Genomic DNA, 20204 nt, shown 5'->3' on the forward strand with positions numbered 1-20204 from the left:
ATGAGCATTGAAGTTCGGGTGCCCACCCTGGGCGAAAGCGTGACCGAAGCCACCGTGGCGACCTGGTTCAAGAAACCGGGCGACGCGGTCGAGGCCGACGAGATGCTCTGCGAACTGGAGACCGACAAGGTCACCGTGGAGGTGCCCGCCCCCTCGGCGGGCGTGCTCGGCGAGATCATCGCCGGCGAGGGCGAGACCGTCGGCGTGGATGCGCTGCTGGCCACGTTGACCGAGGGCAAGGGTGCCGAGGCTCCGGCAAAGGACGAGAAGCCCGCCAAGGTGGAAGTGCAGTCCGAGGTCAGGGCCGAGGTCGAAGAAGGCCCGGCGGTTGACGTGATGGTGCCCGCGCTCGGCGAAAGCGTCAGCGAAGCCTCGGTCTCGACCTGGTTCGTCAAGGTGGGCGACACGGTCGATGCCGACGAGATGCTCTGCGAACTGGAGACCGACAAGGTTTCGGTCGAGGTGCCGGCCCCGGTTGCGGGTGTGCTGAGCGAGATCCTGGCCGAGGAAGGCGCGACGGTGGAAGCCGGTGGCAAGCTCGCGGTGATCACCGAGGGCGCGTCGGGCGGGGCTGCGAAACCGGCGCCGAAGGCCGAAGCGGCGCAAGAGACCCCGGCGGCCCCCGCCGCCTCGGGCAAGGATATCGAGCACGCGCCATCGGCCAAGAAGGCGATGGCCGAGGCCGGGCTTTCGCCCGACAAGGTCGAGGGCACGGGCCGTGACGGGCGGATCATGAAGGACGACGTGAAGCGCGCGCTCGCCGCCACCTCTTCCCCGAGCGCGAAGCCTGCGCCCTCCGCCGCACCGCGTGCCGCCGTTCCCGCCGAGGATGCCGCCCGCGAGGAGCGGGTGAAGATGACGCGCCTGCGCCAGACCATCGCCCGCCGCCTCAAGGACGCGCAGAACACGGCCGCGATCCTCACCACCTACAACGAGGTGGATATGTCGGCGGTGATGGAATTGCGCAACGAATACAAGGACCTGTTCCTGAAGAAACACGGGGTGAAGCTCGGCTTCATGTCGTTCTTCGTGAAGGCCTGCGTGCATGCGCTGAAAGAGGTGCCCGACGTCAACGCCGAGATCGACGGCGACGGCGTGGTTTACAAGAACTACGTCCACATGGGCGTGGCCGTGGGCACGCCGCAGGGCCTCGTGGTGCCGGTGGTGCGCGATGCCGACCAGATGAGCTTCCACGCCATCGAGCAGAAGATCAACGAACTGGGCACGCGTGCGCGCGACGGCAAGCTCACCATGGCCGAGATGCAGGGCGGCTCCTTCACCATTTCCAACGGCGGGGTCTACGGCTCGCTGATGTCGAGCCCGATCCTGAACCCACCGCAATCGGGCATTCTCGGAATGCACAAGATCCAGGACCGGCCGATGGTGGTGAACGGCGAGATCGTGATCCGCCCGATGATGTACCTGGCGCTGAGCTACGATCACCGTATCGTCGATGGCAAGGGCGCGGTCACCTTCCTCGTCCGCGTGAAAGAGGCGCTGGAAGACCCGCGCCGTTTGTTGATGGATCTGTAAGCCGATGACCGAACCCGACCAGAAACCCGATACAGGCCTCGCCTCGTGGATGCCGAGCCGCAAGCTGAAGCTCCGGATCTGGGCGATCCGCTCCGTTCTGGTGATCCTCGCGATCTATGCCGTGGTGTGGATGAACGGGCCGGCATGGCTGATCTGGGTGGGCTGGGCCTACGTCGGCATTACCTTCGTGCTCGCCTTCGTGCTCACGCGCCCCGGCGCGGGCGGCGGCAAGGGCACTTGAGGACGGCAACGACAAATACGCCCAGCGGGGCAAGGAGTGAGACATGGCAGAGTATGATGTGATCGTGATCGGCGGCGGGCCGGGGGGCTATGTTTGCGCCATCCGTTGCGCGCAACTGGGCCTCAAGACCGCCTGCGTCGAGGGCCGCGAAACCCTTGGGGGCACCTGCCTCAACGTGGGCTGCATCCCCTCCAAGGCGCTTCTGCACGCCTCGCACATGCTGCACGAGGCCGAGCACAACTTCGCCAAGATGGGCCTCAAGGGCAAATCGCCCTCGGTCGACTGGAAGGAGATGCAGGCCTACAAGGACGACGTGGTCGCCCAGAACACCAAGGGCATCGAGTTCCTGTTCAAGAAAAACAAGGTCGACTGGATCAAGGGCTGGGCCTCGATCCCGGGCAAGGGCCAGGTGATCGTGGGCGACGAGACCCACAGCGCAAAACACATCGTCATCGCCACCGGGTCCGAGGCATCGAGCCTGCCCGGCGTGGAAATCGACGAGAAGGTGGTGGTCACCTCCACCGGCGCGCTCGCGCTGCCGAAGATCCCCAAGAAAATGGTGGTGATCGGTGCCGGCGTGATCGGGCTGGAGATGGGCTCGGTCTATGCCCGCCTCGGCACCGAGGTGACGGTGGTGGAATACCTCGACCACGTCACGCCGGGGATGGATGGCGAGATTCAGAAAACCTTCCAGCGCACGCTCAAGAAACAGGGAATGGAATTCGTGCTCGGCGCCGCGGTGCAGAAGGTCGACGCGAAGAAGACCAAGGCCACCGTGCATTACCAGTTGCGCAAGGACGAGAGCGATCACACGCTGGAGGCCGACGTGGTTCTGGTGGCCACCGGCCGGCGGCCCTACGCCGAGGGGCTTGGCCTCGATGCGGCGGGCGTCAAGAAGACCGAGCGCGGCCAGATCGCCGCCGACCAGGGCAAGACCTCCGTCGAAGGCATCTGGGCGATCGGCGACGTGACCGAAGGCCCGATGCTCGCGCACAAGGCCGAAGACGAGGGCATGGCCGTGGCCGAGCGTATCGCCGGGCAGGCGGGGCACGTGAACTACGACGTGATCCCGGGCGTGATCTACACCACTCCCGAGGTCGCCAGCGTCGGCAAGACCGAGGAAGAGCTGAAGGAAGAGGGTCGCGCCTACAAGGTCGGCAAGTTCTCCTTCATGGGCAACGGCCGCGCCAAGGCGATGCACCAGGGCGAAGGCTTCGTGAAGATCCTCGCCGACAAGGAGACCGACCGTATCCTCGGCGTGCACATCCTCGGCCCCTCGGCAGGGGAGTTGATCCACGAGGTCTGCGTGGCGATGGAATTCGGGGCCGCGGCGGAAGATCTGGCGCGCACCTGCCACGCCCACCCGACGCTTTCCGAAGCGGTGCGCGAAGCGGCGCTGGCCTGCGGCGACGGGCCGATCCACAGCTGATCGGGCGGCAGCGCGGCGGCGCCAAGCCTAGCGCGGGCCGCGGTGTTATGTCCGGCGCGCGGGATTTGACAGGCGCGCGCCGTGCTGCCACGATCTTTTTCGAACTGGCCGAGTCCACTTGGTTTTTCGAGGAGGCACACCATGCGTTATGACATTTTTCCAGACCTGATCTTTAAACCCCTCTTCGCGACCGTGCTCGCGCTCGCCGTTGCCCTTGGGCTGTCGACGCCGCGCCCGGCCGTGGCACAAGACGGGATCGCGGGAGCCGTTGCCCTCGGGATCGTCGGCACCGCGGTGTATTGCGCCGCCAACCCGCACAGGTGCGGCGGCAGCACCGCATCCACCGGCGGCGCGCGAGTTGGCGCTGTCGATGCCATCGCGCTCAACCGCACCCAGGCGATGTGGGTGCAGGGCGGCTTGCGCAACCTCGGGTTCTACAGCGGTGCGATCGACGGCGCGTTCGGTGCCGGTACCCGCACCGCGATCCGGCAATACCAGGCCGCCATCGGCGCGAATGCGACCGGGCGTCTCACCGGCCAGCAGATCAACGATCTCGTGGTGCTCTCGCCGGAGTTCATGTCCTATGCCGACGACGCGACTTACCTGTTCAACGCGGATCTCGCCAATGATCTGACGCGCGATCAGGTGCGCCAGCTTCAGGCCGAGTTGAACCGGCGCGGTTTCAACGCCGGGCCGGTCGATGGCGCCTTCGGCGGGATGACTCGCAACGCCATTGCCGCCTACAAGGCGAGCCAGGGCCTGCCGGGTGGGCCAGTCGCCTCGCGTCGCCTGCTTGCACATATGCAGGGCACGCCAGCTCCGGTTCCGGCGGGGGCGCATCTCGTCGCCTGGCGGTCCTCGGGGTCTTCGGGCAGCATGACGACGACAGGCAGCGCGAACGGGGCGCAGAACGCCGCCCAGCCGCAGGAAGAAGCGCCGACGCAGGTCACCCCGGTCGGCGAGAACCTCGCGTTCGATATTCTCGGGGTTTCTCTCGGCATGAAGCCCGATACGGTGATGGAGCGGCTCGCCGGGGAACTCGGTGCCAACATGGTGACCGACCAGGCGAATACCGCTACTTTCGGCGGCACCGAGACGGTGGATACCGCCTATCTGGCGCAGCAGTCCGACTGGCCTGCCGACGCGGCGGAACAGTTCGTTGCGTTGTTCGACAGCGCCCGGCCCGATCTTGGCGCCTTGGCGGCGATCCGGACGATCCGCATGCCCGCGAGCGTTGACCAGGCGATGTTCGAAGCCCAGGTGCTGCCGGAAATCCTCGCCAAGTATGGCACGGAAGCCCAGTTCGGAAACGGCGAGGTTTGGATCGGCGGCGCCGACGCGCGCGAGGCCGCGCGTGCGGATGCGAGCGTTCTGGCACAATGCGGCCAGTTGCGGCTTGCCGCGCTCGGCACCGGGACCTGGACCGAGGGCAACGGCCCGCTGCTCGACACCGCCAGCCTCGGCAGCGTGACGCGCGACTGCGGGCAGGTGTTGCGCGTGACTTTCGTCAACTCGGTCATCCGCATCGGGCTGTGGGACAGTGCCGTTCTTTCCGGCTCCGCGACGGCGCCGAAAATCAAGTTCTGAGCGGGACGATCCTGAAAGAAACAGGGCCGGGGCATCGCCCCGGTCCTTTCCGTTTCGGCGACGACGTTTGAAGACGTCAGCCCACAAGCATTTTCAGCCCCTGCGTCACGTCAGTGCGCACCGCGAGGCGCAGGCCGGGTTCATCCCCGGCGGCAAGGGCGGCGAGGATCAGCCGGTGGTGACGCTGAAGATCGGTGCGGGTGCGCGACATGTAAAGCATCCGCATCGTCGGGCCGAGCTGGAGCCAGACGGTTTCGGCCAGCGCCAGCATCGCCGGCGCCTGCGCGCGCAGATAGATCGTGCGGTGAAATTCGAGATTGGTGCGGATATACGCCGCGATATCGTTCTTAGCCACGTGTTCGGCGATCCGGCCGTTGATCGTATGCAACCGCTCGATCAGCGCCATGTGCGCGCGCGGCATCGCCCGTGCAGCCAGTTCCGGCTCGAGCATGGCGCGCAATGCGGCGAGCTCTTCGATCCGCTCCTGGCTCAGGTTCGGCGTGGTCACCCGGCCCGACGACGAGAGCGAGAGCGCCCCTTCGGCGGCGAGCCTGCGCACCGCCTCGCGCGCCGGCGTCATCGAAACCCCGAACTCGGCGCCGATGCCCCGAATGGTGAGCGGCACGCCCGCGTCCATCTCGCCATACATGATGCGGCCGCGCAGGGCGCGATACACGCGTTCATGCGCGGCGAGGCTGGCTTCGGCGCCGGTCGTGATGTTTGCGGGCGGGGTTGGGTCGGAGGTCATCATGGGCAGAAATGTGATCACAACCCGGCCCGGCGTCAATCCTTGAAACGATAGCGGTGCAGGTTCTGGGCGTTGGTCCTGAGCCAGCGCCGTGGGGCGTCGTAATCCGGGTAGAGCCGCGCAACCTGCACCCAGAACGCGGGCGAATGGTTCATCTCGGCGAGGTGGGCGACCTCGTGCGCCGCGACATAGTCCAGCACGCCGGGCGGGGCCATGATCAGCCGCCAGGAATACATCAGATCGCCCTGCGCGCTGCACGATCCCCAGCGCGACCGGGTATCGCGCAAAGTGATGCGGCCATGCGCCAATCCGAGCCGCGCGGCGTGGCGGCGGGAGGCCTCGACGAGGTCCAGCCGCGCGTGGTGCTTGAGAAAGGCGGCAAGGCGGGCCGGGGTGCGCTCGGGGTCGCGCGCGGGCACCTCGATGCGGTCATCCACCAGGCGCACCGCGCGTCCCGGGGCGGCCACGATCGGCAAGCTGGCGCCCCGGAAGGATATCGCCTGGCCCGGCAGCGGGCGCATCTCGCCCGGATGCTCGGCGATATGACGGCGGATCCACTCGGCCTTTTCTTCGGCAAAAGCAAGGGCCTGGCGGCGGGAGGCCCCGCGCGGCAGGGTGAGAGTCACGCGCCCGTCGAGCCGCGACACGCGCAGCGAGAACCGCCGCGCCCGCGCCGAGGCTTTCAGCACCAGCTCGATCGGCGGATCGCCGGACAGCAATACCTGTTCGCCCATGTTCACACCTCGCGCCTCATCGTCCGGCAGCCACAATCGGCCCGCCGCACGCGACCTGCGTGAAAGCCTTTGACAGCCCCGCGCGACTGTGGCAAGTGCCCCCAAATCTCTCAGAACCATTTGACGACGGAAAGGGGTATTCCATGCCCAAGGAAGAATGGGGCACCAAGCGTGTTTGCCCGGAGACCGGCAAGCGGTTTTATGACCTGAATGCGAGTCCCATCATCAGCCCGTATACCGGCAAGGTGGTCGAGATCGAGACCGGCAAAGCGTCGCGCACCATGGTGGCCGACAAGGCCGACAAGGCTTCGGAAACCAAGAAGCCTGCAGATGATGATCTCGTCGACAACGAGGCCATCGTCGAAGACGACGATGTCGATCTCGAGGACGATGTGCTCGAAGACGAAGAAGACGATGATGTTTCGCTGGACGATATCGCCGACGTGGCCGCGCCCGACGACGACTGAGCGTCCCGCCGCGGGGTGACGAGAACGGGCCGGGGCGGATGCCGACCGGCCCGTTTGTTTTACCGCTGAGCTGTCCGGCGCGGAGTGGTCAGGCCATGCCGAGCCGCGCCCGCAGCCGCCGACCGCGCGACCGCGCCCAACCCCGCGCGCCGGCCCAGACGATCTTGGCGATCTTGCGATAGCCGAACTCGCCGCGCATCATCGCCACGACTGCCCCCGGCTCGAGCTGACCCATCCGCCGCACCGATGCGTTCCACTGCTGCGGCGTGAACTTCGCGGCCCGCGTGTTGACGAGGAAGCCCCACTTGTAGTCGCGTTTCAGCCGCCGGCGGCACCGTCGTTCGTAGGCGTTGAGCGGCCCGCGCCGCCCCGTCTTGATGGTCTTGCCGAGGGCTTCGCCCAGAACCCGGCCAAGCTCGATGCAAATGCGGATGCCCTCGCCCGCGGTCGGGGTCGCGAAATTCGCCGAGTCGCCCACGCGGATCACGTTGCCGAACACCAGTTTTTCGTCATAGGCCACCGAGGGCAGGATGCCGCTGTGAACCTGCGGCTCGCCTTCGAGGGTGAGGCCGAGCCGTTCGAGGTAACGCTTGTCCGAGACCACCGCGTCGAGCAGCTTGCGCGGGGATTGTTCGGTATCGGGCTGGATCACGCCGACGCCGATTCGCAGCGTGCCGTGCACGGTGCCGAAGGCCCAGCCGTACCCCGCGGGCACCTTCTGGCCCATGAAGATGATCCCACGGTCCAGCTTGTTGTCGCCAAGCGGGTATTCATATTCCGTTCCCACCGCGAGGCGTTCGGGCTTGCGGGCGAGCCCCCGCGCGTTCAGCACCGCGAAATGCCAACCGGAGCCATCGACGACATAGGTTGAAACGATCGTGTCATAGGCCCCGTCCCGGGCCCGGATCTCGCTTTCGAAAAGCCCGTCGTCGCGCTGGCGCGTGGTGATGAACTTGGTGGCCAGAAGCAGGGTTCTGTCCTTGTGGTCGGACTGGCTGGCCAGCCACTTGTAGACGGCGGGGGTGTCGAGGATCGCGGGCACCGCCTCGCCCATGGGAATGGTGGCGTGGGCCTTGTCGGCGAAAGCCTCGTTGGTGTTGAGGCGGTTGTACATTCCCTCGGGAATGCCGAGTTGCTCGATATCCTCCATCCAGCAGCCGCCGGAGGTGCGCACCGGAAGGCCGATCTCCTGATCCTGGTGCACGATCACCGTTTTCACGTCATCCGGCAGCGTCGACGCGACCGATAGCCCGGCCGGGCCGCCGCCGACGATCAGAACGTCGCAGGTGAGGGTTTTGTCACTCATGTCTCAGGATCCCCAATTCGGAGCGCCGCCGCAACAGCGCCGCTCCGGCGTTTTCGGGGCAAGCTACGCGGGTGACGCCTGCATGTCCATATTCGTGGCCGGCCGGGCGCTGAAAACGCCCCGAGCGGCCGGATTTTTCCCTTGCGCTGCCGACTGGCCTCGCCTACATACGCGCCGACAGACGGCTGGGCCGTCAAGTCTTGGGGCCTTAGCTCAGCTGGGAGAGCGCTTGCATGGCATGCAAGAGGTCAGGGGTTCGATCCCCCTAGGCTCCACCAATTTCCTCTGGAATATCATAACGCTTCCGTGCCGCCTCCGGTTTGTCTCCGCACGTCTTTGAGCCGCACGTCCAGGCGAGGATGATCGGGCAGGGGGCCACCTCTACGGCCAGGAATAAAGCGATCCGTCTGCTTCGGTCTCGGGCCGGGCCGCCTCGCGCTGGCGCGACCGGTAGCGCCCCGGCGCCAGCCCTTCCATCTGGCTGAAGAAGCGGCTGAGTTGCGGGGCGCCGGAGAACCCGAGCACACCCGCGATCTGTTCGATCGCAAGCGAGGATTGTTCCAGGTAGGCCTTCGCCTCGAGCAACAACCGCTCGCGGATCATCCTGCCCGGCGGACGGCCATGGGTGCGAAGGCAAACGTCATTCAGCCGGTCGCGGGAGACGCCAAGCTCGGCGGCATAGCGCGCCACCGACCAGCGTTCGCGGACATGGGCTTCCACCAACGCGGTGAAACGACTGGCCAGCGCCTTGCCGCCACCCGCCGCCGGCCCTGCCACGCTGCCCTGGCCCTGACCGCGCCGCAACTGGATGAGCAGCACGCGCAGGAAAGATTCGACCACCGACGCGCTCAGTGGCCCCGGTTGCAGCGTTTCGGCAAGGATACCGGCGAAGCAGGATGAAACCGTTGCCGCTGCCGTCGCCCCTTCGCCCGAGAGGCGCAGGAGAAGCCGGCGATCGGCCATGAAGCGGAGTTCGGCGGTTTCCGGCGAGCGCGCGAGGATGCGGTTCAGCGTGGCGCGGCCCAAAGCCAGGTGACACCCCTGCGCCCCGGCCGCCAGTTCCAGCCGCATCCCCTCGCGCCAGGGAAACCAGCCCATGACCGGCCCGACCAGGGGCAGGGGCGAGGCATCCGCGAGCCGCAACGTCGCCTCGCCCCTGTCGAGATGGATGGCGCGAAAATTCTCCACCTCTTCGAGGCCGGCAAGGCCGATGGAACGGGCCTGCAGATCGGCGCGGAACCGTTCCGCCCGGATCGGGGTTTCCGCGCTGCGACCGGCTGTCGCAGCCGTACTCCGGCGAAATGGCATCCGATTCCCCTCAAAAAGATAATTCTTTCCCACATTTCGATATTTACCGCCCTTGCTTGTCAACCGACACTTGGCAGGTCCGGTGCGAAAGCAAGCACTGCGGGCGCCTGCGCGAGCACAACAAGTCAGCGTGTGGACGATAAGCCGTTTGGGAGGACGACTTGTTCGAAGCCAATGCCATCATCGGCGGCGCATCCGTGCCCGGCCTTCACGGCCGCACCTTCGAGCGGCGTGACCAGATCACGGGCGCAGTGGTCAGCCGGGCCGCGGCGCTTGATCCCGCCGGCGCGGAAGCCGCTGCAGATGCCGCGGCGCGCGCCTTTCCCGGCTGGTCCGCAACCGCGCCGGGCGACCGCGCCGCGCTCCTGCTTCGGGCTGCCGATTGCTTGCGCGATGCCACCGACGAGCTATGCCGGATCGGTGCGGCGGAGGTCGGGGCTTCGGCCGAATGGGTGCGCTTCAACATCGAAATCGCAAGCGACACCCTCGCCCAGGCCGCGCGACTGGCCGAAGCCATCGGCATGACCGACGTGCAGGGCGGGCCGGAAGGCACCCGCTACCATCTTATCCGCCGGCCATCGGGGGTGGTGCTGGGCATCGCGCCGTGGAACGCGGCGGTGACGCTGGCGGTGCGCGCCGTGGCCGCCCCGCTGGCGCTTGGCAACACGGTTGTTCTCAAGGGCTCGGAGCTTTGCCCCAAGCTGCACGAGCGGGTCGCCGCGGCGCTGATCGAGGCGGGCCTGCCCGACGGCGTGCTCAACCTCGTCAGCAACGCGCCCGAAGATGCCCACAGCGTCGTCGAGGCGCTGATCGGGCATCCGGCGGTGCGGCGGGTGAACTTCACCGGCTCCACGCGGGTGGGGCGCGAGATTGCGGTGATGGCGGCGCGGCACCTGAAAAAGTGCCTGCTGGAACTTTCGGGCAAGGCCACCGCCATAGTCCTCGCCGACGCCGATATCAGGGCGACGGCGCGTGCGGTGGCGCATGGCGCCTTTTTCAACCAGGGCCAGGTCTGCATGGCGACGGACCGGATCGTGGTGGAGGCCCCCGCAGCCGAGGCGTTCATCACGGCACTGGCGGAGGAGGCGCGGGGGCTCAGGTTCGATCCGGCCACCGGGCGGGGGCCGCTGGGGCAACTGATCGGCACCGAAGCGGTGGCCCGGGTTCGCGGGCTGATCGACGACGCGCTGTCCAAGGGCGCCGTGCTCGTGACCGGCGGCGAGGGTCATGGCGCGGCAGTGCAGCCGACGATCCTTGACCATGTCGCATACGGCATGCGGATCTATGGCGAGGAGGTGTTCGGGCCTGTCGTCGGGATCATCCGCGTGGCCGATGCCGACGAGGCCGTGACGGTGGCGAATGATACCGAATACGGCCTCGCCGCCGCCGTCTTCGGGCGCGATGTCGAACAGGCCAGCGCGATCGCGCGGCGCATCGAGTGCGGCGCGGTGCATGTGAACGGCTCCACCGTCTGCGATGATCCCGCGATGCCCTACGGCGGCGTGAAGGCCAGCGGATACGGCCGGTTTGGCGGCCAGGCCGTGATCGACGAATTCACCGAGATTCAATGGATGACCGTGCGGGATGAACCCGCCGTCGGCCCGGACGAACCGGGAAACAACTGAGAACCATGTCAGGGAGGACATAAACATGAAACGCAGGACATTTGCCCAGATCGCCGCGCTGGCGCTCGCAACCGGCTTCGCCGCGGTGCCGGCATCGGCGCAGGATACGCTCAAGGTCGGTGCCGTGGCGCCGAAAACCGGCCCGCTCGCCGGCGGCGCGGCCGTATCCTATTGGCCGAACGTCAAGCTCTGGGTCGAGACGGTGAACGCCCGTGGCGGCCTCAATGTCGACGGCAAGCAGATGATGCTGGAGGTGATCGAGTACGACGATCAGACCAACCCCGGCGAAACCATCAAGGCTGTGCAGCGGCTCGTCGAACAGGATCAGGCCGACATCATCCTGCCGCCCTATTCCACCGGCCTCAACCTTGCCTCGGCGCCGATCTACCACCGCTACGGCATTCCGATGATCACCTCGACCGCCACCACCGACAAGGCGGACGAGCTTTCGGCGCAGTTCCCGAACGTGTTCATCTCGCTGGGCGGGGCGCAGCCGATCGCGCTGGGCGCGGTCGAGGTGCTGACCGAGTTGCGCGACAGGGGCGATATCGGCAACAAGGTCGCCATCGTCAACGTCGCTGACGCCTTCGGCATCGAGCTTGCCAACGTCGCCAAGCCGGCCTTTGCCGATGCGGGCTTCGAGCTGGTCTATGAAAGCTCCTATCCGCTGGGCAGCCAGGATCTCTCGCCGGTGATGAAGGCGGTGAAATCGGCCGATCCGGATGCCTTCGTGGCGTTCTCCTATCCGCCCGACACCTTCGCCCTTACCGAGCAGGCGCAGATCGAGGATCTGCAGGTCGGCGCGTTCTACACCGCCGTCGCCACCGCCTTCCCGAGCTATGCCGGCCGTTTCGGCGAGTCGATCGAGGGAGTTCTGGGGATTGGCGGTGTGAATGCCGACGACGAGGCGTTCCAGACCTACGCCGCGCGCCACGAGGAAGTGACCGGCGCCAAGCCCGATTACTGGGCCAGCGCCATGGTCTATTCCACCTTCGAGGTGCTGGAACAGTCGATCGAGGCGGTCGGGCTCGATAACGCCGCGATCATCGAGCACATCAAGGCCAACGCTTTCGACACCGTGATCGGCACGCTGGACTTCGACGAGAACAACAACAACCCCTCGTTCTGGACCGTGGGCCAGTGGCAGGACGGCGTGTTCAAGGGCGTCGCCTCGACCGGCCGCGAGGGCGCGGTGGACGTGGTCGTGAAGGGCCCGTGGAAGTGATCTGAACCCGCCCGGGGCCGGGATCGGACCGGCCCCGGGCAATCTTAAAGACAGGCCGGGGAGAGGCATGGATATCATCGTCACAGGGCTTCTGCTGGGCGGCACCTACGCGCTGATCGCGATGGGGCTGAACCTGCAATACGGCATGGCCCGCATCATGAACCTCGCCAATGGCGAGATGCTGGTGGCCGGGGGCTTCGCCGCCTTCTGGTTCTGGACCGCGGCGCAGGTGAGCCCCTTGCTCACCGTGTTCATCGTCGCGCCGGTCGCCTTCGCGGCGAACTGGCTGATCTACATCGTCTTCCTGCGGCCGCTGGTGAAGCGCGCGCGCTCGCGCGGGCAACTCGAGGTTGACTCGATCCTGACCACTTTCGGGCTCTCCTTCGTCTCCGTCGGGCTGATGCTGGCGGTCTTCGGCGGCGATTATTTCAGCTATTCCTACCTCTCCTTCCCGGTCCACATCCTCGGCGACAGCTACGGCGCCAACCGGGTGGCCGCCTTCGTCTCGGCGGTGATCATCTGCGGCGCGCTCTGGCTCTGGCTTGATCGCAGCCGGGCGGGGCTGACGATCCGAGCCATCGCCGTGGCCCCCGACAGCGCCCGGCTGGTGGGGATCGACGTGGGCAAGATGGCGGCGCTGGCCTTCGCGCTCGGCGGCGCGGTGACCGCTACCGGCGGCGCGCTGATCTCGACCTTCCTCACCCTCGACGCCTCGACCGGCGTTATGTTCACGCTCAAGGCGCTGATCATCGTGATCATGGGCGGGGTAGGCGACATACGCGGCACGATCATCGCGGCCCTGGCGCTCGGGCTGCTGGAAACCTTCGTGGCCACCCTGATCGATCCGGGGCTGACGCTGGCGGCGGCCTACCTTCTGTTCGTCGTGATCCTGCTGGTGCGCCCGCAGGGCCTGTTCGGGAGGCGCACGACATGAGGCTCTCCCCAACCGACTGGCGCAACCTCACGCTTTCGGCCCTGGCCCTGGCCTTCGTGGCCTGCCTGCCGTGGCTGGTGGGCAACTACGGCCTCTCGATCGGTGTGACCATCGTGATGTATACCGTGCTGGCCACCAGCTGGGCGTTGTTCTCGGGGCCGACGCATTACATCAGCCTCGCCACCGCGGCGTTCTTCGGGGTGGGCACCTACGTCACCGGGATCGGCATCGAGTATCTGCCTTACTGGACGCTCCTGCCCCTCGCGGGCGTGATCGGCGCGGTGCTGGCGGCGCTGGTCGGGCTGGCCACGCTGCGGCTCTCGGGCGTCTACTTCGTGATCTTCACCCTCGGCCTTGCCGAGTTCATCCGCCAGGTGATCACCTGGGGCCAGAACGTCTCGGGCGCCAAGGGAATCTACGTTCTCACCTCGATCACCGAGGCGCATATCTACTGGCAGCTCCTTGGCCTCGCGGCGCTGGTCTACCTGCTCGGCTGGGCGATCGGGCGGTCGCGGCTCGGGTTCGCGCTGCGCATCATCGGCGACGACGAGCAGGTGGCGCGCCATTCCGGCATTCACACGGCGCGCGCCAAGATCCTGCTGTTTCTCGTGCCGGGGTCGGTCGCCGCGATCACCGGCGCGATCCTCGCGCCGCGCTACGTCTATATCGAGCCGTCGCTGGCGTTCACCCCGATGCTCTCGTTCCAGGTGGTGATCATGGCGCTGCTTGGCGGCACCGGCCGGCTCTGGGGTCCGCTGGTGGGGGTGATCCCCTTCACCTTCCTGTGGGAAGGGATCTCGATCACGGTGCCGAACCAGACGACGCTGCTGCTCGGCGTGTCTTTCCTCGTCATCGTCTACCTGCTGCCCAAGGGCTTTGTCGGGTTGTTCGGCGCGATCCGGCGGCGGATGGGATCGGAGGGGCTGGTATGAGTGCGGTTCTTTCCCTGCGCGGTGTGACCAAGCGCTTCGGCGGACTGGTCGCTGTGAACGCGATGGATTTCGACGTGGCGGAGCACGAGGTGCTGGGCCTGATCGGCCCGAACGGCTCGGGCAAGTCGACCACGCTGAACCTGATCTCGGGGGCCTTGCCGGTCACGTCCGGCGCCATCGCGCTGCGCGGCAGCCCGATCACCCAGTTGCCCGCGCAAGACATCGCCCGGCGCGGCATCGCCCGCACCTTTCAACTCGTCCGGCTGCTGCCGTCGATGAGCGTCCTGGAAAACGTCATGGCGGGCGCGGTGTTCGGCCACCGGCGGCGTTGGGGTTACGAGGCCGAGGCGGTGGCCCAAACCATGCTCGAACAGGTCGGGCTCGCCGGCCGCGGCCACATGGCGGTGGGCCAGCTCACCTATATCGACACCAAGCGGGTGGAACTGGCCCGCGTGCTCGCGGGCGAGCCGCGCGTGGTGCTGCTCGACGAGTGGCTCGCGGGGCTGAACCCGACGGAACTGGAGGAGGGCGTGGCGCTGATCCGCGCGCTGCGCGACGAGGGCCGCACGATCATTCTCGTCGAGCACGTGATGGACGCGATCCGCTCGCTCTGCGACCGCTGCGTGGTGATGGCCTCGGGCACCAAGATCGCCGAGGGCACGCCCGCCGAGGTGCTCGCCGACCCGGAGGTGATCCGGGCCTACCTGGGGGATGACGATGCTTGAGGTAAAGGATCTCAAGGCCGCCTATGGCCAACACCCGGCGCTGACCGGGGTTTCGCTGCGGGTCGATCCGGGCGAGATCGTGGTGATCCTCGGCGCCAACGGCGCGGGAAAATCGACGCTGCTGAAGGCGGTGTCGGGGATCTGCGAGGGAAAGGTCGAGGGCACGGTCCGGCTCGCGGGCACCGATCTGCTCGGCATGCCGCCGAACCGGATCGTGGAGGAAGGGCTGGCGCTGGTGCCCGAGGGGCGCGGCGTGTTCCCTGATCTCACCGTGGCCGAGAACCTTTCGCTCGGCGCCTATACGCCGCGCGCCCGCGAGGAGGAGGCGGGCAGCCTCGACCGCGTGCTCAGGCTCTTCCCCAAGCTCGGTGAGCGGCGCGGGCAGGTGGTGCGCACAATGTCGGGCGGCGAACAGCAGATGGTGGCGATCGGCCGGGCGATGATGTCGAACCCGGTTTACCTGACGCTGGACGAACCCTCGCTCGGCCTGTCGCCGCTGCTGTGCAAGGAGTTGTTCCAATCGCTGGTGACAGTGAAGGACGCCGGGATCGGGGTCTTGCTGGTGGAGCAGAACGCGCGCCAGAGCCTCGCCATTGCCGACCGTGCCTACCTGCTGGAGAACGGTCAGATCGTGCACGAGGGCAAGGCGGCAGAACTGCGCAACGACCCGGCGGTGCAGGCGGCGTATCTTGGCGGCGCCCAGTCGGCCGGGCTGCCGCCCACCGCTGCAAGCCCCGCGCGGCAGCCGGCGCCCGCGGCGGCGCAGGCCCCGTCGCCCGCCGAAAGGCCCGCGCCGCCGCGCCCCAGCGGCCCGTCGCCCGACGAGATCGCGGTCAGCGCCCTGGCCTCGCTCGCGTCGCCGCCACCGCGCGCCCCGGCCCCGCCGACTGCCCCGGCAGCGAGCGCGCCTGCGCCGAGGCCGCAAAAAGCCGAGCCGCCGCGCAAGAGCGCCCCCCCGCCATCCAACCCGCCGCGCAGTTTGCCGGATGGTTTGCCCGGCGGGCTGTCGCTTTCGGATCTGGTGGCGGAGGCCAGCGCGGCGAGCCGCGCGCGCTACGGCGGTGCCAGCCCGCCGCCGCCGCCGAGCCCGGCCACCACCCGGCCCGTCGCCAGCTACACGGTGCCGGCGCTCGACACCGCCGCGCTCACCGGCGCGAGCCACGACCGCCTCAATGCCATTCTGACCGAGATCGAAACCGCCGCCGCCCAGGCCCGGGCGTGGCGCCCGGATCCGGCTCGTAAAACAGGGAGATGACCCATGCTTGACGCGAACCCCAACGACGCCCCCACCATCAAGGGCATGTATATCGGCGGCCAGTGGGTGCCGGCCGCGCGCACTTTCGAGGATCTCAACCCCTCGGACAACACGCTCTACGCCCGCATCCCCGATGCCTCGACCGCCGACATGCGCCGCGCGATCGACACCGCGCATGCGGCCTTTCCCGATTGGTCCTCGCGGCCGTTCCACGAGCGCGCCCACGCGCTGCTCAAGATCGCCGATGTCTGGGAGAAGCGTGGCGCCGATTTCTGCGCCGCGGCCATGGCCGAGGGCGGCGGCTGGAAGGGCAAGGGGCTGTTCGAGGCCGGCTACGTGGCCGAAGTGTTCCGCTCCGCCTCGGCGCTGTGCTACCAGAACATCGGCGAGGTTCTGCCCTCCGAACACCAGAAATTCATGATGGCCACCCGCTTCCCGCTCGGCGTGGTCGGGGTGATCTCGCCGTGGAACATGCCCGGCATCCTCACGTCGCGCGGCTTTGCCGCCGCTCTCGCGGTGGGCAACACCGTGGTTCTGAAGCCGTCGGAAGACACGCCCTATTCCGGCGGGCTCTACTTCGCCGAGATCCTGGAAGAAGCGGGGATTCCTGCGGGTGTGTTCAACGTCGTCACCTGCTCGCGCGAAAGCGTGGCCGCGGTCGGCGATGAACTTATCGGCAACCCGCGCGTCAAGGCCGTCAGCTTCACCGGCTCCACCGCCGTGGGCCGCCAGATCGCGGCGAAGTGCGGCGCGCATCTCAAGAAGACCTGCGTCGAACTGGGCGGCAAGGACAGCATGATCGTGCTGGAAGACGCCGATCTGGACGGCGCCGCCCGCGCCGCCAACTTCGGCTCCTTCATGCACCAGGGACAGGTTTGCATGTCGACCGAAAAGCTGTTGGTGCACGAGAAGGTCTGGCAGCCGTTCATGGAACGCTTCCTTGCCCGCGCGCGCAAGCTCAAGACCGGCCACACCAACGACCCGGCCAACACCATCGGCCCGCTCGTCAACACCCGGCAGGCCGAGCGCGTCAAGGCGCTGATCGACGATGCCGTGGCCAAGGGCGCGAAGGTGGAGGTCGGCGGACGGGCTTGGGACAATTTCGTCGAGCCGACGGTGCTGACCAACGTCAATACCTCGATGAACATCTGGCACGATGAAACCTTCGGCCCGGTGGTCATCGTCTGCCCGTTCCGCGACGAGGAGGAGGCGATCGCGCTCAACAACGATACCGAATACGGGCTGACCGCCGCGGTCTGGTCGCGCGACGAGGCGCGGGCGCTGCGCATCGCCGAACGGCTGGAAACCGGCATCGCCCACGTCAACTGCCAGAACATCAACGACGAACCCCACGTGCCCTTCGGCGGGGTCAAGGCCTCCGGCGTGGGCCGCTACGGCGGGCGCTGGTCGCTCGACGCCTTCACCGAACTGCGCTGGATCACCCTCGACCGAGGCGGGCGACACTTCCCGCCGCAATTCTGAGCCGGGAGAAAGGACAACACCATGAGTATACTCGGCTGGATCATCCTGCTTCTTGTCATCGCCGCCGTGCTGATCGCACTGGCCGCGTGGTTTTATGAACGCGCCACCCACGAGGTGAGCCTGGTGCGCACCGGTATCGGTGGCCGCAAGGTGGTGATCGACGGCGGCACCCTGGCGGTGCCGTGGTTCCACGAGATCAGCCGCGTCAACATGCAGACAATCCGCATGGACGTGAGCCGCACCGGTGAGAGCGCGCTGATCACCAAGGACAGGATGCGCATCGACGTGGGCGCGGAATTCTACGCCAGCGTCATTCCCGAGGAGGCCGCGATCGTGCGCGCGGCGCAAACGCTGGGCCGGCGCACCTTCCAGCCCGATCAGTTGAAAACGCTGATCGACGGCATGATGGTGGACGCCCTGCGCGCGGTGGCGGCGCAGAAAACGATGGACGAGTTGCACGAAAACCGGGGCGGGTTCGCCCGCGAGGTGCTGAAATCCCTAGCCGAAACCCTGGCCAAGTATGGTCTCCAGCTCGACAGCGTGTCGCTCACCACCTTCGACCAGACGCCGTTTTCCTCGCTCGACGAGAACAACGCCTTCAACGCGGTGGGGATGCGCAAGCTCGCCGAGGTGATCGCGCAGTCGAAGAAGGAGCGCGCCGAGATCGAGGGCGAGAGCCAGGTCAGCGTGCGCCGGGCCGAGGTCGAGGCCAACCGCCGCAAGCTGGAGATCGAGCTGGAACAGCGCCGCGCCGAGATCCAGCAGACGCAGGAGATCGAGCTACTTCTCGCCCAGCAACTCACCGAGGTGGCGCGCCGCAAGGCGGAGGCCGAGCGGGCGGCGGCGGAGGCCCGCATCGAGATGGAGGGCGCGATCCAGTCCGCCTCGCTCACCCGCGAACAGACGATCCGCGAGGCCGAAATCGCCCAGGCGCGCGCGCTCGAGATCGCCGAGCAGGAACGCGCGATCCTGATCTCGGCCAAGAGCCAGGAAGAGAGCAAGGCCAAGGCCGAGGCAACCGAGGCGCGCGCGGCGCTGGTCAGGGCTGAGGAAGGAATCACGACCCTGCGCGAAGTGGCCGAGGCCGAGCGGCGCAAGACGCTCGCTTTGATGGCGGCCGAACAGGATGCCGAGGCGCAGGCGCGCCGGGTCGAGATCACCAGCAAGTCCGACCAGGTGATGGCCAAGGCGCGCGATGCCATCAAGCGCGAGGAGGCCGAGACCCTGCGGATCCTGAAACAGGCCGAGGCCGATGGCGAGGCCGCCCGCATCACCGCCGAGAACCAGCGTTCACCCGAATTGCTTTCGTTCGAGGCCGAGAAGGTTCGGCTGCATGCCCTGCCGCAGATCGTGGCCGAGATGGTCAAGCCCGCCGAGAAGATCAAGGGCATCTCGATCAACCACATCACCGGGCTGGGCCGTGGCGAACGGGGCGAGGCGCCCTCTTCGCCGGTCGACCAGACGGTCGATGCGATCCTCGACATGGCCGTGTCGCTCCCGACGATGAAAAAGCTCGGAGAGGCCGTCGGGGTGAACCTCGAGGGCGTGCTGCCGGGCGACAAGGCCAAGGACTGAAGCCCGCCGCGCAAAAAAGGGGCGCGGGGTTTATCGCCCGCGCCCCTTGCCTTTTCCATCCAGGTTGGAGCCGCTGAATTGAAAAGGGGCCGCGTCGCGAGACGCGGCCCCTCGATTTTCCGCCCTACGGGCGAAACGAAAGGCTCATTTGAACCCGCGCTCGATCCGGTCGAGCGTTTCCATCGCCGGCAACACCTGCGCCACCGAGGCGTTCGGCTCGCGCCCTTCGCGGATGGCCGAGATGAACTCGCGGTCGATCAACTCGATGCCGTTGTTCGACACCGCCACGCCCGACAGGTCGATCGGGTTCTCGTTGCCGTCGAACAGATCGTCATAACGTGCGATGTAGGTGCCGTTGTCGCAGATGTAGCGGAAGAAGGTGCCGAACGGGCCATCGTTGTTGAACGACAGGCTGAGCGTGCACAGCGCCCCCGAGGGCACCTTCATGCCGATGGTCATGTCCATCGCAATGCCGAGTTCCGGGTGATGCGGGCCTTCGAGGCCGAACACCTCGCTCGCCGTCTCGCCGGTCTGGTACTGGAACAGATCAACGGTGTGGCAGGCGTGGTGCCAGAGCAAATGGTCGGTCCATGACCGCGGCTCGCCCTTGGCGTTCTTGTTGGAGCGACGGAAGAAATAGGTCTGCACGTCCATCTGCTGGACCTTCAGCTCCCCCGCCACGATCTTGTCGTGGATCCACTGGTGCGAGGGGTTGAAGCGGCGCACCTGGCCGGCCATCGCGACAAGCCCGGTTTCCTTCTGTTTCTCCACCACGCGGATCGAGTCCTCGAGCGTGTCGGCCATGGGGATTTCCACCAGTACATGCTTGCCGGCTTCCATGCAGGCCACCGCCTGGTCGGCGTGCATCTGGGTGGGCGTTGAGAGGATCACCGCGTCGACATCGTCGCGGCTGATGCATTCCTCCAGCGTGGTGCCGGCGTGGCCGATGCCGCGCTCGGCGGCCAGCGCCTCGATCTTTTCCTTCGTCGGGCCCATCACCGAGGTGACCTCGACGCCGTCGATATTGGCGAGCGCGTCGAGGTGTTTGAGGCCGAAGGCGCCGTAGGCGCCGGCAACGCAGATCCGCATGGGTTCCTC

Annotated in this window: 18 protein-coding genes and 1 tRNA gene; 14 read left to right on the plus strand and 5 right to left on the minus strand. The window is 67.2% G+C overall.

Translation table 11 applies throughout. The features are described from left to right. The 4 genes from odhB (at position 1) to IEW01_RS03940 (ending at position 4790) form a co-directional block, all read left to right on the plus strand. On the plus strand, positions 1-1533 hold the full coding sequence (gene odhB / locus IEW01_RS03925) for a 2-oxoglutarate dehydrogenase complex dihydrolipoyllysine-residue succinyltransferase (RefSeq protein WP_188526278.1): 1533 nt from the start codon (positions 1-3) through the stop codon (positions 1531-1533). 4 nt (positions 1534-1537) lie between these two features. Beyond that, positions 1538-1774, plus strand: coding sequence for a hypothetical protein (locus IEW01_RS03930; protein ID WP_188526279.1), 237 nt, complete (start codon positions 1538-1540; stop codon positions 1772-1774). A 43-nt stretch (positions 1775-1817) separates the two neighbouring features. Then, complete coding sequence (gene lpdA, locus IEW01_RS03935; RefSeq protein ID WP_188526280.1) at positions 1818-3203, plus strand: dihydrolipoyl dehydrogenase; 1386 nt, start codon at positions 1818-1820, stop codon at positions 3201-3203. 141 nt (positions 3204-3344) lie between these two features. Next, a complete protein-coding gene (locus IEW01_RS03940; protein WP_188526281.1) occupies positions 3345-4790 on the plus strand; it encodes a peptidoglycan-binding domain-containing protein in 1446 nt (481 codons plus the stop codon). Between the two features lie 76 nt (positions 4791-4866). On the opposite strand, the gene IEW01_RS03945 is transcribed toward IEW01_RS03940, so the two are convergent. Further along, positions 4867-5541: a GntR family transcriptional regulator gene (locus IEW01_RS03945; RefSeq protein WP_438810813.1), complete on the minus strand. Its 675-nt coding sequence runs from the start codon at positions 5539-5541 to the stop codon at positions 4867-4869. 32 nt (positions 5542-5573) lie between these two features. Further along, on the minus strand, positions 5574-6272 hold the full coding sequence (locus IEW01_RS03950) for a M48 family metallopeptidase (RefSeq protein ID WP_188526282.1): 699 nt from the start codon (positions 6270-6272) through the stop codon (positions 5574-5576). Positions 6273-6415: 143 nt separating this feature from the next. On the opposite strand from IEW01_RS03950, the gene IEW01_RS03955 reads away from it, so the two are divergent. Beyond that, positions 6416-6739, plus strand: coding sequence for a TIGR02300 family protein (locus IEW01_RS03955; RefSeq protein ID WP_188526283.1), 324 nt, complete (start codon positions 6416-6418; stop codon positions 6737-6739). A gap of 88 nt (positions 6740-6827) precedes the next feature. On the opposite strand, the gene IEW01_RS03960 is transcribed toward IEW01_RS03955, so the two are convergent. Continuing rightward, positions 6828-8045 (minus strand): FAD-dependent monooxygenase, encoded by a 1218-nt coding sequence (locus IEW01_RS03960; RefSeq protein ID WP_188526284.1) that lies wholly within the window; start codon positions 8043-8045, stop codon positions 6828-6830. Between the two features lie 202 nt (positions 8046-8247). Between IEW01_RS03960 and IEW01_RS03965 the strand changes: the two genes are divergently transcribed. Then, positions 8248-8323: transfer RNA gene (locus tag IEW01_RS03965), tRNA-Ala, on the plus strand. A gap of 103 nt (positions 8324-8426) precedes the next feature. Here the strand turns inward: IEW01_RS03965 and IEW01_RS03970 are convergent. Next, positions 8427-9353 (minus strand): AraC family transcriptional regulator, encoded by a 927-nt coding sequence (locus IEW01_RS03970; RefSeq protein ID WP_188526285.1) that lies wholly within the window; start codon positions 9351-9353, stop codon positions 8427-8429. 161 nt (positions 9354-9514) lie between these two features. Between IEW01_RS03970 and IEW01_RS03975 the strand changes: the two genes are divergently transcribed. The 8 genes from IEW01_RS03975 to IEW01_RS04010 all read left to right on the plus strand — a co-directional run bounded on the left by IEW01_RS03975 (position 9515) and on the right by IEW01_RS04010 (position 19106). Further along, the gene (locus tag IEW01_RS03975; RefSeq protein ID WP_188526286.1) at positions 9515-10978 is read left to right on the plus strand and encodes an aldehyde dehydrogenase family protein; all 1464 of its coding nucleotides are present in this window, start codon (positions 9515-9517) and stop codon (positions 10976-10978) included. A 25-nt stretch (positions 10979-11003) separates the two neighbouring features. Beyond that, a complete protein-coding gene (locus IEW01_RS03980; RefSeq protein WP_188526287.1) occupies positions 11004-12203 on the plus strand; it encodes an amino acid ABC transporter substrate-binding protein in 1200 nt (399 codons plus the stop codon). Positions 12204-12270: 67 nt separating this feature from the next. Beyond that, a complete protein-coding gene (locus IEW01_RS03985; RefSeq protein ID WP_188526288.1) occupies positions 12271-13137 on the plus strand; it encodes a branched-chain amino acid ABC transporter permease in 867 nt (288 codons plus the stop codon). Beyond that, a complete protein-coding gene (locus tag IEW01_RS03990) occupies positions 13134-14069 on the plus strand; it encodes a branched-chain amino acid ABC transporter permease (RefSeq protein WP_188526289.1) in 936 nt (311 codons plus the stop codon). Before IEW01_RS03985 ends, IEW01_RS03990 begins: the two co-directional genes overlap by 4 nt. Continuing rightward, complete coding sequence (locus IEW01_RS03995) at positions 14066-14794, plus strand: ABC transporter ATP-binding protein (protein WP_188526290.1); 729 nt, start codon at positions 14066-14068, stop codon at positions 14792-14794. The genes IEW01_RS03990 and IEW01_RS03995 overlap by 4 nt, the downstream gene beginning before the upstream one ends. Further along, positions 14781-16049, plus strand: coding sequence for an ABC transporter ATP-binding protein (locus IEW01_RS04000; protein ID WP_229738042.1), 1269 nt, complete (start codon positions 14781-14783; stop codon positions 16047-16049). Before IEW01_RS03995 ends, IEW01_RS04000 begins: the two co-directional genes overlap by 14 nt. Positions 16050-16052: 3 nt before the next feature. After that, a complete protein-coding gene (locus tag IEW01_RS04005) occupies positions 16053-17531 on the plus strand; it encodes an aldehyde dehydrogenase family protein (RefSeq protein WP_188526291.1) in 1479 nt (492 codons plus the stop codon). Positions 17532-17552: 21 nt separating this feature from the next. Next, positions 17553-19106 carry a flotillin family protein gene (locus IEW01_RS04010; protein WP_188526292.1) on the plus strand — a complete coding sequence of 518 codons (1554 nt, stop codon included), beginning with the start codon at positions 17553-17555 and terminating at the stop codon, positions 19104-19106. Between the two features lie 144 nt (positions 19107-19250). Here the strand turns inward: IEW01_RS04010 and IEW01_RS04015 are convergent, their stop codons facing one another. Beyond that, on the minus strand, positions 19251-20195 hold the full coding sequence (locus IEW01_RS04015) for a Gfo/Idh/MocA family oxidoreductase (RefSeq protein WP_188526293.1): 945 nt from the start codon (positions 20193-20195) through the stop codon (positions 19251-19253). Positions 20196-20204 lie beyond the last annotated feature (9 nt).

It is taken from the genome of Sinisalibacter lacisalsi (genome assembly GCF_014640115.1).
In the GTDB taxonomy this organism is placed as follows: Bacteria; Pseudomonadota; Alphaproteobacteria; order Rhodobacterales; family Rhodobacteraceae; genus Sinisalibacter; species Sinisalibacter lacisalsi.

Coding starts and splice junctions, on each gene's coding strand:
- odhB (WP_188526278.1), top strand. CDS start 1: ATGAGCATTGAAGTTCGGGTGCCCACCCTGGGCGAAAGCGTGACCGAA.
- IEW01_RS03930 (WP_188526279.1), top strand. CDS start 1,538: ATGACCGAACCCGACCAGAAACCCGATACAGGCCTCGCCTCGTGGATG.
- lpdA (WP_188526280.1), top strand. CDS start 1,818: ATGGCAGAGTATGATGTGATCGTGATCGGCGGCGGGCCGGGGGGCTAT.
- IEW01_RS03940 (WP_188526281.1), top strand. CDS start 3,345: ATGCGTTATGACATTTTTCCAGACCTGATCTTTAAACCCCTCTTCGCG.
- IEW01_RS03945 (WP_438810813.1), bottom strand. CDS start 5,541: ATGATGACCTCCGACCCAACCCCGCCCGCAAACATCACGACCGGCGCC.
- IEW01_RS03950 (WP_188526282.1), bottom strand. CDS start 6,272: ATGGGCGAACAGGTATTGCTGTCCGGCGATCCGCCGATCGAGCTGGTG.
- IEW01_RS03955 (WP_188526283.1), top strand. CDS start 6,416: ATGCCCAAGGAAGAATGGGGCACCAAGCGTGTTTGCCCGGAGACCGGC.
- IEW01_RS03960 (WP_188526284.1), bottom strand. CDS start 8,045: ATGAGTGACAAAACCCTCACCTGCGACGTTCTGATCGTCGGCGGCGGC.
- IEW01_RS03970 (WP_188526285.1), bottom strand. CDS start 9,353: ATGCCATTTCGCCGGAGTACGGCTGCGACAGCCGGTCGCAGCGCGGAA.
- IEW01_RS03980 (WP_188526287.1), top strand. CDS start 11,004: ATGAAACGCAGGACATTTGCCCAGATCGCCGCGCTGGCGCTCGCAACC.
- IEW01_RS03985 (WP_188526288.1), top strand. CDS start 12,271: ATGGATATCATCGTCACAGGGCTTCTGCTGGGCGGCACCTACGCGCTG.
- IEW01_RS03990 (WP_188526289.1), top strand. CDS start 13,134: ATGAGGCTCTCCCCAACCGACTGGCGCAACCTCACGCTTTCGGCCCTG.
- IEW01_RS03995 (WP_188526290.1), top strand. CDS start 14,066: ATGAGTGCGGTTCTTTCCCTGCGCGGTGTGACCAAGCGCTTCGGCGGA.
- IEW01_RS04000 (WP_229738042.1), top strand. CDS start 14,781: ATGACGATGCTTGAGGTAAAGGATCTCAAGGCCGCCTATGGCCAACAC.
- IEW01_RS04005 (WP_188526291.1), top strand. CDS start 16,053: ATGCTTGACGCGAACCCCAACGACGCCCCCACCATCAAGGGCATGTAT.
- IEW01_RS04010 (WP_188526292.1), top strand. CDS start 17,553: ATGAGTATACTCGGCTGGATCATCCTGCTTCTTGTCATCGCCGCCGTG.
- IEW01_RS04015 (WP_188526293.1), bottom strand. CDS start 20,195: ATGCGGATCTGCGTTGCCGGCGCCTACGGCGCCTTCGGCCTCAAACAC.